Annotated in this window: 7 protein-coding genes, 17 tRNA genes, 3 rRNA genes and 1 riboswitch; all 27 genes read left to right on the forward strand. The window is 41.2% G+C overall.

Annotated elements, in window-relative coordinates:
• Positions 1-4: 4 nt before the first annotated feature.
• The 27 genes from MHI02_RS08405 to MHI02_RS08535 all read left to right on the forward strand — a co-directional run bounded on the left by MHI02_RS08405 (position 5) and on the right by MHI02_RS08535 (position 14,884).
• A complete protein-coding gene (locus MHI02_RS08405; protein ID WP_341165847.1) occupies positions 5-2,554 on the forward strand; it encodes a tetratricopeptide repeat protein in 2,550 nt (849 codons plus the stop codon).
• A 128-nt stretch (positions 2,555-2,682) separates the two neighbouring features.
• Positions 2,683-3,003 (forward strand): hypothetical protein, encoded by a 321-nt coding sequence (locus tag MHI02_RS08410; protein ID WP_047184028.1) that lies wholly within the window; start codon positions 2,683-2,685, stop codon positions 3,001-3,003.
• Positions 3,004-3,250: 247 nt separating this feature from the next.
• Positions 3,251-3,325, forward strand: a tRNA-Asn gene (locus MHI02_RS08415).
• A gap of 4 nt (positions 3,326-3,329) precedes the next feature.
• Positions 3,330-3,420 (forward strand) — tRNA-Ser (locus tag MHI02_RS08420).
• A 10-nt stretch (positions 3,421-3,430) separates the two neighbouring features.
• Positions 3,431-3,502: transfer RNA gene (locus MHI02_RS08425), tRNA-Glu, on the forward strand.
• A gap of 74 nt (positions 3,503-3,576) precedes the next feature.
• Positions 3,577-3,652 (forward strand) — tRNA-Val (locus tag MHI02_RS08430).
• A 29-nt stretch (positions 3,653-3,681) separates the two neighbouring features.
• Positions 3,682-3,758, forward strand: a tRNA-Met gene (locus tag MHI02_RS08435).
• 59 nt (positions 3,759-3,817) lie between these two features.
• A tRNA-Asp gene (locus MHI02_RS08440) sits at positions 3,818-3,894 on the forward strand.
• Between the two features lie 16 nt (positions 3,895-3,910).
• Positions 3,911-4,003: transfer RNA gene (locus tag MHI02_RS08445), tRNA-Ser, on the forward strand.
• Positions 4,004-4,015: 12 nt separating this feature from the next.
• A tRNA-Phe gene (locus MHI02_RS08450) sits at positions 4,016-4,088 on the forward strand.
• Between the two features lie 17 nt (positions 4,089-4,105).
• Positions 4,106-4,179 (forward strand) — tRNA-Trp (locus tag MHI02_RS08455).
• A 10-nt stretch (positions 4,180-4,189) separates the two neighbouring features.
• Positions 4,190-4,265 (forward strand) — tRNA-His (locus MHI02_RS08460).
• Between the two features lie 24 nt (positions 4,266-4,289).
• Positions 4,290-4,361, forward strand: a tRNA-Gln gene (locus tag MHI02_RS08465).
• A 6-nt stretch (positions 4,362-4,367) separates the two neighbouring features.
• Positions 4,368-4,444: transfer RNA gene (locus tag MHI02_RS08470), tRNA-Pro, on the forward strand.
• Between the two features lie 15 nt (positions 4,445-4,459).
• Positions 4,460-4,532: transfer RNA gene (locus tag MHI02_RS08475), tRNA-Ala, on the forward strand.
• 10 nt (positions 4,533-4,542) lie between these two features.
• Positions 4,543-4,616 (forward strand) — tRNA-Met (locus tag MHI02_RS08480).
• 10 nt (positions 4,617-4,626) lie between these two features.
• Positions 4,627-4,703 (forward strand) — tRNA-Ile (locus MHI02_RS08485).
• Between the two features lie 184 nt (positions 4,704-4,887).
• Positions 4,888-4,961 (forward strand) — tRNA-Gly (locus tag MHI02_RS08490).
• Between the two features lie 13 nt (positions 4,962-4,974).
• A tRNA-Ile gene (locus MHI02_RS08495) sits at positions 4,975-5,048 on the forward strand.
• A 239-nt stretch (positions 5,049-5,287) separates the two neighbouring features.
• Positions 5,288-6,853, forward strand: a 16S ribosomal RNA gene (locus MHI02_RS08500).
• A 313-nt stretch (positions 6,854-7,166) separates the two neighbouring features.
• A 23S ribosomal RNA gene (locus MHI02_RS08505) occupies positions 7,167-10,083 on the forward strand.
• A gap of 68 nt (positions 10,084-10,151) precedes the next feature.
• Positions 10,152-10,266: ribosomal RNA gene (gene rrf / locus MHI02_RS08510) — 5S ribosomal RNA — on the forward strand.
• The 16S, 23S and 5S rRNA genes sit together here with 17 tRNA genes alongside, the layout of an rRNA operon.
• Before the next feature lie 535 nt (positions 10,267-10,801).
• Positions 10,802-11,311 carry a peroxiredoxin family protein gene (locus tag MHI02_RS08515; protein ID WP_047185742.1) on the forward strand — a complete coding sequence of 170 codons (510 nt, stop codon included), beginning with the start codon at positions 10,802-10,804 and terminating at the stop codon, positions 11,309-11,311.
• A 138-nt stretch (positions 11,312-11,449) separates the two neighbouring features.
• Positions 11,450-11,740 carry a HesB/YadR/YfhF family protein gene (locus tag MHI02_RS08520; protein ID WP_047185743.1) on the forward strand — a complete coding sequence of 97 codons (291 nt, stop codon included), beginning with the start codon at positions 11,450-11,452 and terminating at the stop codon, positions 11,738-11,740.
• Positions 11,741-11,883: 143 nt separating this feature from the next.
• Entirely contained in the window at positions 11,884-12,675 is a 792-nt protein-coding gene (locus tag MHI02_RS08525; protein WP_047185744.1) for an SDR family NAD(P)-dependent oxidoreductase, read from the forward strand.
• A 106-nt stretch (positions 12,676-12,781) separates the two neighbouring features.
• Positions 12,782-12,959: riboswitch (Lysine riboswitch) on the forward strand.
• Between the two features lie 117 nt (positions 12,960-13,076).
• The gene (dapA, locus tag MHI02_RS08530; protein WP_047185745.1) at positions 13,077-13,970 is read left to right on the forward strand and encodes a 4-hydroxy-tetrahydrodipicolinate synthase; all 894 of its coding nucleotides are present in this window, start codon (positions 13,077-13,079) and stop codon (positions 13,968-13,970) included.
• Between the two features lie 263 nt (positions 13,971-14,233).
• Complete coding sequence (locus MHI02_RS08535; protein ID WP_052771745.1) at positions 14,234-14,884, forward strand: helix-turn-helix domain-containing protein; 651 nt, start codon at positions 14,234-14,236, stop codon at positions 14,882-14,884.
• The last annotated feature ends 83 nt before the right edge of the window (positions 14,885-14,967 follow it).

Consider the following 14,967-nt stretch of genomic DNA (forward strand, 5'->3'; position numbering starts at 1 on the left):
GAAGATGTCATTCGATCAGCAATTAAAGACGAAGTCCTACTACAAAACTTATTTGGAAAAAAATGATGGGAAACATGCTTTACTAGTTTTAGGGGAAAAATATGTAGCAGAAAGGCAAAAGGAAGTTTTTGATCTATCGGAAATTCGTTTTGCTCAAGGGGAAGTATATTATTTAAACAAGGATTATGAAGCAGCGATTTTTAAGTGGGAGAACGTGTTTAATGAGTTACTTCCTTGGGCCCAAAAAAATATAGCGGACGCTCATTTGCAATTAGATTTTTTAGCTATTGCGGAAGAATATTATAAGGAAATTCAAACCGATTCTAAGGTATTGCAAATGGAAATCTTATTGCAATTGTTTCTACTTTATGTTAAGCGTGGCCGGCTGCTTGAGGCAAAAAATACGATTCGAAAGGCCTTGGATACAGATCCTGATTATCCAGGAGTAACCAAAAGAGCAAGAGCATTTTATGAGAAAGAGGAAAGTTGGCAGGATGCGTTATATCTAGCAGAAAAAGAAGCCATTCGTACAAAGTCTCTACATTGGTTTCGTGTATTGAAGACTTACGTGGAAAAAGGGCTCGTAAAGGATAAGGAACCAAATTATTTTCATCCTATATTAGCTGAAGTTTATACGGTTGATAAAGAGTGCTATGAACAGTTGGTTGTTGCGCTTTGGACGCATTATAAACAAACAAAGCAATATTTATCATGGCTGCTTGAAATGAGTAAACTATCTCCAAACATTGATCCGGGAGTGGAATATGAGTGGAGGCATTTACCAAACCTTTATAAAGAAACAATTACAGATATAACGAGTGGTGACTATACCGTTAAAGAAATATCTGAAATCGTTCCTAGCTTAATCCTTACTTGGTTTCGAATTGCTAAAGGTGAGGATGCAAAGCTTGCTGCATCAGCTGTAATAGCATGGGATGAAATGTATCCTTTTCATATGGATAGAATGGGCGTTGAAAAGGCTAAGAATTTATTGCTCCATCATTCTGCCGATTCAACCCAAATCTTATATAAAGCAGTGAAACTATTCGAATTAATGGTTAGATGGGCAAAAGAAAAGGGGATTGTTTTAGATTCACACTTAACGGAGAAAATGAAGCGACAATTGGATTTACAACATTATTTTGTTCTTTTAGGTGGAAATAAATCGTCTTTACTAAGTAAATGGAAATTAAACAAAACATCTAGTTCGTTACCGCCAATAGAAACAAAGAAAACGAATAATGGACTTATTCTTTGTCAAATGTCCATGTTGAAAAATAATGAGATAAATATATTGGAATCAGCTGGTCTTTTAGAACAATCCTTAGCCGATTTTGCAATATACATTGTCGAAAATGAAACGGATATTGATGAGGCTATGCATATACGAAAACAAGTGCCAGAAATCAATTTTCAATTTTTAATAAATAATGGATTCAAAGACGCGGATTTAACACAAAAGATAAAAATAAAGTTTTCAAATTCTAGTGTTGTGAGTCTCCCTCAAAAAAACAATGATCAATGGGCGGAAATTATGTCATCTATAAAATTACAAGATTTAAGGGTAGAAGAAGAAAGGGCAACTAAAACATTGTCGTTTCTGAAAAGGTTTCTTCGATTTTTATTAGATAAACAGAAGGAATTAGAGGATAACTTTCTAGATACAATTGGGAGAAACGAAGAAATCGTGGATAATTTATATGAAGCGATTCGCCAATTGAATGAATTGCAAAATGAAAAGATAGATATATTAAAAAATAATTATCGTTTTATCAAACATGAAATAAGAGAAAATATGTTAAAAGGAGTTTCTGAAATATTAAGGGGATGTGCGGATTTAGTTTCAAAAGATAGTGACTTTGAACAAATTCATGTAAAATTGAATGAGGAAATGAATCGAAGGGTAAATGATTATGTGAATGAAGATATTCTCCAAGTGTTTCATTTAGCAATGGATGAATGGATTAAAGAGAGTGAAAGGGAGCTTAAGGATTCGAAAAGCAGTTTAGATGAAATAAGGACTAATTTTAATCAAATGTTTGGGAAAGAGAAAGTAGTATTTGATTGCGATTTACGTGTACTAGATGACTGGGCTCGTGATGTAGACCGAATTTGCCACGGAAATATACAATTGGAAGAAGCCAATATAATCATGCGGTCAGGCTCTTCACAGTTTTTAATAAAAGGGGCAGGAAAAGTTTTTGGATCCATTCCACAAAAAAATAAACATCTCATTTTTAAGAAATATAGGGAATTTATAGAAACGAAAGATTATAGTGACATAGCCAAGTCGATAACGGATCGGTTTATGTTACAAGTTGATCTTTTTGAAAAATCCATCCAACGTGACGTAGAAATGTTTTTTAACAACGCCTTTAATAGTTTGGAGGCAGTTTTAAAAGAAGTGGAAAAGGACCTGACTGAAGAAAAACAATTATTATATGAAATGAGCAATAATCCAGAAATTTATCGAGATCCAATTGCAATGTTTGATTTCAACGTTCGTCAATTTCATATTTTGTACGGGGTTATTGAACCAGTACATGGATATTAATAGAATGAGCGAAACGAACACATTCGCTAAATGACGAGCAGATGTGTTCGTTTTCTAATGTGTCTTTACCTATGTTACAATTAAAGCATAAATAAATGCCTAGCGAAACGGTTAATAGGGGTGCGTGTATGGGGACATCGGATAAAGAACATATTCTCCAATCAATTCCTAATAGAGAAAAAGAAACCTATTATCGATTAACAAAGCTAAACATAAAGGAAAAACATTTGATGTGGGAATTAATTCGAAATACGAATATAGAAGGTGTTACTGTATATCGGGGTACAAAAGAAAATTTACATCATTTATTTTTATTACAATTAGTAACAACGAATCCGTTATATAAAACCAAGGGAGGAGAAATTAGTTTATTTATTCTTCGGGACACTCCATATCTACTTCGTTTACTGCGGAAAATAGCCAGAAGGGATAGGGAGGATAAAACATGATTCTCAGGTCGAAAGTTTAAAGGGTAATCATAGGATATTTAAATATTTTTACATTTTTTAATGAAATGTATTGACTTATTTCAAAAGTCGTTTTATCATAGATTTTGCTGTTGAAAAAAACTTTACATAAGCTAAACGAAAATATAATAATAAAAAGTGTTGACTGTTAAATCTGTTTATGCTAATGTTTATAAATGTCACATTTGGTTTTCTAGTGATGATTCATGAAAGATTACAGTCTAATTATTCCACAGTAGCTCAGTGGTAGAGCAATCGGCTGTTAACCGATCGGTCGTAGGTTCGAATCCTACCTGTGGAGCCATTACGGAGAAGTACTCAAGAGGCTGAAGAGGCGCCCCTGCTAAGGGTGTAGGTCGCGATAGCGGCGCGAGGGTTCAAATCCCTCCTTCTCCGCCATAGTTCCTATGGCCCGTTGGTCAAGCGGTTAAGACACCGCCCTTTCACGGCGGTAACACGGGTTCGAATCCCGTACGGGTCACTATTTTATTAAAAAAGACATGTTAAGTTCGTGACGTCCCATCGTAACTCATGCATTAGCACATCCTGTACTTCGGAGGATTAGCTCAGCTGGGAGAGCACCTGCCTTACAAGCAGGGGGTCACAGGTTCGAGCCCTGTATCCTCCACCATTAACATCTAAATTCAATATTTTTCACATCGCGGGGTGGAGCAGTCTGGTAGCTCGTCGGGCTCATAACCCGAAGGTCGTAGGTTCAAATCCTGCCCCCGCAACCAAAAGTTTATTTATATATTTATGAAAATAGCAATACGGTTAGTTTTTAAATTTCAGGAATGGTCCGGTAGTTCAGTTGGTTAGAATGCCTGCCTGTCACGCAGGAGGTCGCGGGTTCGAGTCCCGTCCGGACCGCCATTTATAAATTTATATTGGAGGTATACCCAAGTCTGGCTGAAGGGATCGGTCTTGAAAACCGACAGGCGGGTCAAACCGCGCGGGGGTTCGAATCCCTCTACCTCCTCCACTTATAAGAAATGGCTCGGTAGCTCAGTCGGTAGAGCAACGGACTGAAAATCCGTGTGTCGGCGGTTCGATTCCGTCCCGAGCCATCTCAAATGAATATTAAAGGGGTATAGTTTAATGGTAAAACTACGGTCTCCAAAACCGTCAATGTGGGTTCGATTCCTACTACCCCTGCCATATTCTAATGGCGGTCGTGGCGAAGGGGTTAACGCACCGGATTGTGGCTCCGGCACTCGTGGGTTCAATTCCCACCGATCGCCCCATAATTTTAATATAATTTTAATGATTGGGCTATAGCCAAGCGGTAAGGCATCGGGTTTTGATCCCGTGTATCCTAGGTTCGAATCCTAGTAGCCCAGCTTATTCGGGAAGTAGCTCAGCTTGGTAGAGCACATGGTTTGGGACCATGGGGTCGCAGGTTCGAATCCTGTCTTCCCGACCACTAAATATATGTTTTGGGGCCTTAGCTCAGCTGGGAGAGCGCCTGCTTTGCACGCAGGAGGTCAGCGGTTCGATCCCGCTAGGCTCCATCTTTAATATGGCGGCGTAGCTCAGCTGGCGAGAGCGTACGGTTCATACCCGTGAGGTCGTGGGTTCGATCCCCTCCGCCGCTATTCATATTAAGGACCCTTAGCTCAGTTGGTTAGAGCTATCGGCTCATAACCGATCGGTCGCAGGTTCGAGTCCTGCAGGGTCCACCATTTCTATTAATATATCTTTTATAGTTTTGTGGGTGTAGTTAAATGGTATAACCTCAGCCACGAGCGACACTTCTACCGAATAATCTACGAGTTACCTCGAAGCATTGACTTCTTTGAATAGGCTTGTAGATGGAGAGGCATGTTGGTCGGGATTGAATCTAAAGTACAAATTTAATTAAATTTTGCGGGTGTAGTTAAATGGTATAACCTCAGCCTTCCAAGCTGATGTCGTGGGTTCGATTCCCATCACCCGCTCCATTACTTTTAAAATGGGCCTGTAGCTCAGCTGGTTAGAGCGCACGCCTGATAAGCGTGAGGTCGGTGGTTCGAGTCCACTCAGGCCCATCCAATGAATTTAAGTTGGATGATCCTAAAATATCTTTTAAGAAGTTGTTGACAAAGATATAGCGATTATGATATATTATTAAAGTTGCTTATTTGAAGCGATAATAAAATTTGCTCTTTGAAAACTGAACAAAACAACCAGTATGTTAAGATAAAAGAAACTCGTTTTCTTTTAAAATAGAAGGTAACACTTCTAAAAGCTAAGAGATAGAATTAATTATGTTAATTCTAAACAAACTTTTTTGGAGAGTTTGATCTTGGCTCAGGACGAACGCTGGCGGCGTGCCTAATACATGCAAGTCGAGCGCTGGAAGCTAATTTCATCCCTTCGGGATGAAATTAGTGGAAAGAGCGGCGGACGGGTGAGTAACACGTGGGCAACCTACCTATAAGACTGGGATAACTCGCGGAAACGTGAGCTAATACCGGATAATACTTTTTATTGCATAATAAGAAGTTTGAAAGGCGGCGTAAGCTGTCACTTATAGATGGGCCCGCGGCGCATTAGCTAGTTGGTGAGGTAAAGGCTCACCAAGGCAACGATGCGTAGCCGACCTGAGAGGGTGATCGGCCACACTGGGACTGAGACACGGCCCAGACTCCTACGGGAGGCAGCAGTAGGGAATCTTCCGCAATGGACGAAAGTCTGACGGAGCAACGCCGCGTGAGTGAAGAAGGTTTTCGGATCGTAAAACTCTGTTGTTAGGGAAGAACAAGTCAGGTAGTAACTGACCTGACCTTGACGGTACCTAACCAGAAAGCCACGGCTAACTACGTGCCAGCAGCCGCGGTAATACGTAGGTGGCAAGCGTTGTCCGGATTTATTGGGCGTAAAGCGCTCGCAGGCGGTCTTTTAAGTCTGATGTGAAAGCCCACGGCTTAACCGTGGAGGGTCATTGGAAACTGGAGGACTTGAGTGCAGAAGAGGAGAGTGGAATTCCATGTGTAGCGGTGAAATGCGTAGAGATATGGAGGAACACCAGTGGCGAAGGCGACTCTCTGGTCTGTAACTGACGCTGAGGAGCGAAAGCGTGGGTAGCGAACAGGATTAGATACCCTGGTAGTCCACGCCGTAAACGATGAGTGCTAGGTGTTAGGGGGTTTCCGCCCCTTAGTGCTGAAGTTAACGCATTAAGCACTCCGCCTGGGGAGTACGGCCGCAAGGCTGAAACTCAAAAGAATTGACGGGGACCCGCACAAGCGGTGGAGCATGTGGTTTAATTCGAAGCAACGCGAAGAACCTTACCAGGTCTTGACATCCTTTCGACCTCCCTAGAGATAGGGATTTCCCTTCGGGGACGAAAGTGACAGGTGGTGCATGGTTGTCGTCAGCTCGTGTCGTGAGATGTTGGGTTAAGTCCCGCAACGAGCGCAACCCTTGATCTTAGTTGCCAGCATTAAGTTGGGCACTCTAAGGTGACTGCCGGTGACAAACCGGAGGAAGGTGGGGATGACGTCAAATCATCATGCCCCTTATGACCTGGGCTACACACGTGCTACAATGGATGGTACAAAGGGCAGCGAAACCGCAAGGTCAAGCAAATCCCATAAAACCATTCTCAGTTCGGATTGTAGGCTGCAACTCGCCTACATGAAGCCGGAATCGCTAGTAATCGCGGATCAGCATGCCGCGGTGAATACGTTCCCGGGTCTTGTACACACCGCCCGTCACACCACGAGAGTTGGTAACACCCGAAGTCGGTGAGGTAACCTTTTGGAGCCAGCCGCCGAAGGTGGGACCAATGATTGGGGTGAAGTCGTAACAAGGTAGCCGTATCGGAAGGTGCGGCTGGATCACCTCCTTTCTAAGGATATACGAAAAGCGGAAGTACCCGGTTAGCGACGTACAAACTAGACTGAGCCGAAGGAGATAAAGGAAACACGATGAACGTAAGTGAATCGATGTTGACTTATCGTGCGGAGGTGAAGGAAGTTTGCTAGTCGCTGGGTGCTGCAGCTGGACATTACGGAACATCCTAATTTGGATGAAGCATACTGTGTTGTTTGGTTCAGTTTTGAGAGAGCAAATCTCTCTGAAACTTTGTACCTTGAAAACTAAATAAGAGTAAACAAGACATCAAATTTTAAAGCGATAAAACGCTTATTCATTGTAAACTTAGTTAAGTGAATAAGGGCGCACGGTGGATGCCTTGGCACTAGGAGCCGATGAAGGACGGGACTAACACCGATATGCCTCGGGGAGTTGTAAGTAAACATAGATCCGAGGATTTCCGAATGGGGAAACCCACTGTTCGTAATGGAACAGGACTTATGTCTGAATACATAGGGCATAAGAGGCACACCCAGGGAACTGAAACATCTCAGTACCTGGAGGAAGAGAAAGCAAATGCGATTTCCCAAGTAGCGGCGAGCGAAACGGAAACAGCCCAAACCAGAGAGCTTGCTCTCTGGGGTTGTAGGACACTCCACAAGGAGTTACAAAGAAATTCTTTAGATGAATCAACCTGGAAAGGTTAGCCAAAGAGGGTAACAGCCCTGTAATCGAAAAAGAATTTCCTCCGGAGTGGATCCTGAGTACGGCGGAACACGTGGAATTCCGTCGGAATCCGGGAGGACCATCTCCCAAGGCTAAATACTCCCTAGTGACCGATAGTGAACCAGTACCGTGAGGGAAAGGTGAAAAGCACCCCGGGAGGGGAGTGAAAGAGTACCTGAAACCGTGTGCCTACAAGTAGTCGAAGCGCGTTCATGCGTAACGGCGTACCTTTTGTAGAATGGACCGGCGAGTTACGATTGTATGCAAGGTTAAGTGGAAGACACGGAGCCGTAGCGAAAGCGAGTCTGAATAGGGCGATTTAGTATGCGGTCGTAGACCCGAAACCGTGTGATCTACCCATGTCCAGGGTGAAGGTCAGGTAACACTGACTGGAGGCCCGAACCCACGTATGTTGAAAAATGCGGGGATGAGGTGTGGGTAGGGGTGAAATGCCAATCGAACACGGAGATAGCTGGTTCTCTCCGAAATAGCTTTAGGGCTAGCCTCAAGATGATGAGTACTGGAGGTAGAGCACTGATTGGACTAGGGGCCCTCATCGGGTTACCGAATTCAGTCAAACTCCGAATGCCAGATACTTAAACTTGGGAGTCAGACTATGGGTGATAAGGTTCATAGTCGAAAGGGAAACAGCCCAGACCACCAGCTAAGGTCCCAAAGTATACGTTAAGTGGAAAAGGATGTGGAGTTGCTTAGACAACCAGGATGTTGGCTTAGAAGCAGCCACCATTTAAAGAGTGCGTAATAGCTCACTGGTCGAGTGACTCTGCGCCGAAAATGTACCGGGGCTAAACGTATCACCGAAGCTGTGGATTGTTCTTACGAACAATGGTAGGAGAGCGTTCTAAGTGCTGTGAAGTCAGACCGTGAGGACTGGTGGAGCGCTTAGAAGTGAGAATGCCGGTATGAGTAGCGAAAAAAGAGTGAGAATCTCTTTCACCGAATGCCTAAGGTTTCCTGAGGAAGGCTCGTCCTCTCAGGGTTAGTCGGGACCTAAGCCGAGGCCGAAAGGCGTAGGCGATGGACAACAGGCAGATATTCCTGTACCACCTCATGACCGTTTGAGCGATGGGGGGACGCAGTAGGATAAGGAATGCGCACGGATGGATGTGTGCGCCCAAGCAGTGAGAAAGTCAGGTAGGCAAATCCGCCTGGCCATTTCAAGCTGTGATGGGGAGGCCTTCTGGCCGAAGTTCCTGATTTCACACTGCCGAGAAAAGCCTCTAGCAAGGTCACAGGTGCCCGTACCGCAAACCGACACAGGTAGGCGAGGAGAGAATCCTAAGGTGAGCGGGAGAACTCTCGTTAAGGAACTCGGCAAAATGACCCCGTAACTTAGGGAGAAGGGGTGCTCTACGGAGTAGAGCCGCAGTGAATAGGCCCAAGCGACTGTTTAGCAAAAACACAGGTCTCTGCGAAGCCGAAAGGCGAAGTATAGGGGCTGACACCTGCCCGGTGCTGGAAGGTTAAGGGGAAGAGTTAGGGCTTTTGCCCGAAGCTTAGAACCGAAGCCCCAGTAAACGGCGGCCGTAACTATAACGGTCCTAAGGTAGCGAAATTCCTTGTCGGGTAAGTTCCGACCCGCACGAAAGGTGCAACGACTTGGGCACTGTCTCAACGAGAGACCCGGTGAAATTATACGATGCGTGAAGATGCGCATTACCCGCGACAGGACGGAAAGACCCCGTGGAGCTTTACTGTAGCCTGATATTGAATGTCTGTGCAGCTTGTACAGGATAGGTGGGAGCCTTAGAAACGTGAGCGCCAGCTTACGTGGAGGCATCCGTGGGATACCACCCTGGCTGTATGGACCTTCTAACCCAGGACCGTGATCCGGTTCGGAGACAGTGTCAGGCGGGCAGTTTGACTGGGGCGGTCGCCTCCCAAAAGGTAACGGAGGCGCCCAAAGGTTCCCTCAGAATGGTTGGAAATCATTCGCAGAGTGTAAAGGCAGAAGGGAGCTTGACTGCGAGACCTACAAGTCGAGCAGGGACGAAAGTCGGGCTTAGTGATCCGGTGGTTCCGCATGGAAGGGCCATCGCTCAACGGATAAAAGCTACCCCGGGGATAACAGGCTTATCTCCCCCAAGAGTTCACATCGACGGGGAGGTTTGGCACCTCGATGTCGGCTCATCGCATCCTGGGGCTGTAGTCGGTCCCAAGGGTTGGGCTGTTCGCCCATTAAAGCGGTACGCGAGCTGGGTTCAGAACGTCGTGAGACAGTTCGGTCCCTATCCGTCGTGGGCGTTGGAAGTTTGAGAGGAGCTGTCCTTAGTACGAGAGGACCGGGATGGACATACCGCTGGTGTACCAGTTGTTCCGCCAGGAGCATAGCTGGGTAGCTACGTATGGAAAGGATAAGTGCTGAAAGCATCTAAGCATGAAGCCCCCCTCAAGATGAGACTTCCCATCATTTTAAATGAGTAAGATCCCTCAGAGACGATGAGGTTAATAGGTTTGAGGTGGAAGCGTGGCGACACGTGGAGCTGACAAATACTAATCGATCGAGGACTTAACTAAATTCTTTTCATGTCTTGATTTACTCTTATTTAGTTTTCAGGATACAAATCCTAATTGAATATCAATTGTCTGGTAGCGATGGCGGAGAGGTCACACCTGTTCCCATACCGAACACAGAAGTTAAGCTCTCCAGCGCCGATGGTAGTTGGGGGTTCCCCCTGCGAGAGTAGGACGCCGCCAGGCAAATAAAAAACATCTAGGATAATCCACCTAGATGTTTTTTTGTTCCATAAAGAAAGATCCGATAAATCGACTAACCATTATTCGGGGATGAAGGAATCCCACTGCTGGAAGTCTTCTTTATAGAAATACGAACTCAATAAATGCAAGTTTGTTAAATATTAAGATATGGTTATGTTATATTAAAAGAGAATTATAAGAAGAAAAAAGATGGTGTTATTTATCCCACTTAAACGGATGGAAGTCTTCTTTATAAAATTAATTTGGACAAATAACTCTTTTTATTTTAGGTATAGTTTAGTGCTAGGCTTGTTAATTATTGTCCTTCTTTTGACACATGACCAAGTAAATAACTTCCTTTTTTTAGTTATAATATTAATAGGATGATCTCTAGGATTACTTGTTTTTTCGACCATACAAAATTAAAACGTAATCTTTGGATATCCCATACATCCACGGTTTCCTGGAATCATTCTAGTTATATAAAAAAAGAAAACATTGAATGATTTTACATAAGTACGGTTTCAGGGGGGATTAAATGAAAAAAATTATATTGGTAATTATTATTGTAGGGATGCTAGGATGGGCTGTTTATGACTTTGTTATAAATCGTGATTCAACGGAAGTCGGTACATCTGTAGGAGATATGGCTCCAGATATCGAATTGACAACGTTAAACGGAGAAACGGTGAAATTATCTGATTATCGTGGAAATAAGGTATTTGTTAATTTTTGGGCTACGTGGTGTCCACCATGCCGTGCAGAAATGCCAGACATACAGAAATTTGATAACGATGAAGATGTTAAAATTTTGGCAGTTAATTTAACATCAACTGAAAAGAGTGTTGATGATGTACAGAAATTTGTTGATGAGCTTGGTTTGACTTTCCCGATTTTAAAGGATGAAAAGGGAAAGGTAGAACAAATGTATAAAGTAAATGCTTATCCAACTTCTTATCTTATTGATTCTGATGGAGTGATAAGGAAAGTAGCCCTAGGAGCAATGAATTATGAAATGATGGTTCAGGAATTTGAGAAAATTAAATAAAATCTGGTGGTTTCCTTCCCGCTAAATAAAAGCGTCCTTTTTGCTTTGAGAAACAATTTAGTTTATTGTAAATAGCACGGATTAAATTAGAAAATCAAAAAATATAAAAGACATTATAAATAGAACGGAGTGGCTTTAATGGCATTACAAGTATCTAAAGATGCAGCAAAATGGTTCATAGATGAAATGGGATTAGAAAAAGGGGAATTGGTTCAATTTTATTTAAAAATATATGGCGGTATTCCTACTGTGCATTCGAATTTCTTTCTAGGATTATCAGTTGGAGAAAATGGAAAAATTGCTATAAAAACAGAAGTAGAAGGTATTACTTTCTATATTAATGAAAAAGACGCTTGGTTTTTAGATGAATATAATATGAAAGTGGAGTTAGGAAAGGAAGAGCCTGAATATCATTTTGAAGAAAAATAAAAGTTTTTGTTATTAATATGATAAGGTGAGAAAACCACGGACGGGTTTGTGGTTTTTTCTTTTTTTAAAATATTTCCTGGGCATTTATTTTGATTTATTTGGTATGATTAAGAAAAATGGATTTGCAAGTCTTGGGGTGAGGTATGAATAGATTAAAAGATAAAATAATAGTGATTACAGGGGCGTCATCAGGTATTGGAGAAAAACTCGCTATAAAGGTAGCTGAAAAAGGAGCGCATCCCATTTTATTGGCAAGATCTGAGGTGAAATTAAAAACAATCTCTGAGAAAATTAAAAAAGAAACTTCGGTACAACCTTACTATTTTAAACTTGATGTTAGTGATAGGGATGCAGTAGAAAGGGTATTTGTTGAAATAATTAAAGATATTGGGAACATCGATGTGTTAATAAATAATGCTGGATTTGGTGTTTTTGATGCTTTTCATGAGGCTAATTTAGACGATTTGGAAAAGATGTTTCATGTTAATGTCATTGGATTAATGAATTGTACAAAACAAGTAATTCCTAGTATGATTGAACGCAACATGGGCCATATCGTCAATATAGCGTCTCAGGCAGGTAAACTAGCGACGCCAAAAACAAGTGGATACGCAGCTACAAAACATGCCGTTCTCGGTTTTACCAATTCGTTAAGGCTTGAACTTAGGAAAACAAATATTCATGTATCTGCTGTAAACCCTGGGCCAATCGAAACCAACTTTTTTGAAAGTGCGGATCAATCCGGAACTTATGTAAAAAATGTGAAAAAATATATGTTGCAAGCGGACACGGTCGCTGAAAAAATTGTATATTTAATGGAGCGACCAAAAAGGGAGCTAAATATTCCTTATTGGATGAATATAGGAAGTAATTTATATAATATGTTTCCGCGTCTAGCCGACAAATTGGCAGGCCCTTTTTTAAATAAAAAATAAACGCATGCAATATTAAATGAAGAACTCTAAATTATGCTTGTTTTATATGTGGTTATTTGATACATTGGTAGTAATAATTAAATAAACTCTTATTTTATACTTATTAAAGTAAGGTAGAGGTGCAAAGACCATCAGTACTTATGTAGAGGAGAATGAGATCTGACGAAACATAAGGAAAGGGGAATTTGCCGAAGCGGAGGGATTCTCATTATCCCAACGTTGGGTCTGTATTGAAGAAGTACAGAACTGTCATATAGGGGACTATATGGGGGGCTATCTAGCTAAGAACTTTTACTAAAAATGTTCTAGCAACAACGAGCTCTCTAAGAATTCGTTGTTGCTTTTTAAATGAGTCCTCCACACTCGTACGGCCGAAAAATAAAAAAGAGGGTGTGAAGTTTATGAATTTTGGTAATGTGTTAACGGCAATGGTGACTCCATTCAATCAAAATGGAGAAATCGATTATGAAGCAACAAGAACTTTAGTAAATCACTTAATTGAAAATGGTTCTGATGGGTTAGTTGTAGCTGGAACAACAGGTGAATCCCCCACATTAACTCATAAGGAAAAACTTGATTTATTTAAGTTTGTAATGGAAGTGGTAGAAGGGAGAGTACCTGTTATTGCTGGAACAGGTTCAAATAATACTAGCGCATCCATTGAGCTAACGAAAGAAGCTACGGAACTTGGTGTAAACGGAATTATGCTTGTAGTTCCTTATTATAATAAACCATCACAAGAAGGTATGTATCAGCATTTTCGTGCTATTGCAGAAAGCACAAAGCTTCCAATTATGCTATACAATATCCCTGGACGAAGCGTTGTAAATATGGAGCCATCAACGGTTATTCGCTTGGCTCAAATTGAAAATATTGTATCTATTAAAGAGGCAAGTGGAGATTTAGATAATGTATCTAAAATTATTACAGATGCTCCAGACAATTTCAGCGTTTATACTGGTGACGATAGTATGACTTTACCGACATTGTCTGTAGGTGGAGCTGGTGTAGTGTCTGTTGCGTCTCATGTAATTGGTAATGAAATGCAAGAAATGGTAACTCGTTTTAAAGACGGCGATGTAGCTTATGCAGCATCTCTTCATCGTCAGCTTTTACCATTAATGAAAGCATTATTCACTTCACCAAACCCAACACCAGTGAAAGAAGCATTAAATCATATAGGTGTACAAGTTGGCGGTGTGAGATTACCATTAGTACCTTTAAACGATACGGAACGTGCTGCTCTTTATAAAGTGATAACGAGTCATGAGGAAAGAAAAGCAGTAGGGTATTAATTTTAAGTGGGAAAGAACAAGCTTATTCGCTTGTTCTTTTTTATATGCCTTGATTTTTCCCACCTCAAGCTTTTGGGGAACAAAGAAGGTAGGTGGGAAATCAACCGCCCGTATAGGTCCGATAAGTGCGACTAATTATCTGTAGGGGATGAGAGAAAAAAACCAACTGATGGAAGTCTTCTTTATTTAATCCGTTGAAACCAATGTTGACGTAATGGAACCAATTTGGTATGGTAATGGAAACATAATGGATTTGGAAAGGTATGATTGATTTGGAAGATTTTAATCATGAAAGATTTGGAGTGTTTTTATCGAAAATTTTACAAGAAAGAAATTTATCGATAAGAAAATTGAGTAAGCTATGCGGTATAGATCATGCTACCATTTCTAAAATTATGAATGGGAAACGTAAAATTAACTTAAAACATTTGGAGAAGTTTTCTATGGGGCTAGATATAGAACTCCCTACTTTAATAAAAGCTGCCGGTTATAATATGGCGACGAAGGAAGAAAAAGCTTCAGATATTCAAGTTGCATTAGAAAAAATCCAACAATTAATAGAATCTTCTAACCTGTATCATGAAAATTTCACATTGGAAAAAATGGAACAGGAAATAGTTAACTATAAAATTTATAGTCAGACAGATGAAGGGAAAAATACTATATTTAATCAATTTAATGAAAAACTAAAAAAAACAGGCGGAATTGGTCCGTTTATTGAAAATTTGAAATGGATGTATCATAGATTTATAGAGGAAAATGGAACTTCATTTCAAATCGGGTTAATGGGTGGTGCTCTACTCTATTTTATTGTTACAACCGATTTACTTCCTGATTATCTATTTCCAATCGGCTACTTGGATGATGCACTTGTCGTTCAAACCGTTTACCAGCAATTAAATATGAAAAGTTAGAAGGGCGAAAACAAATAACATGTGGGAAAAGCATATGATGAATTATTTGAGAAGTATGCACTTGCTCTTAACGCAATGAAGTT

Origin of the sequence: Oceanobacillus sp. FSL K6-0118 (genome assembly GCF_038006665.1) — a bacterium.
Classification (GTDB): Bacteria; Bacillota; Bacilli; order Bacillales; family Amphibacillaceae; genus Oceanobacillus; species Oceanobacillus caeni.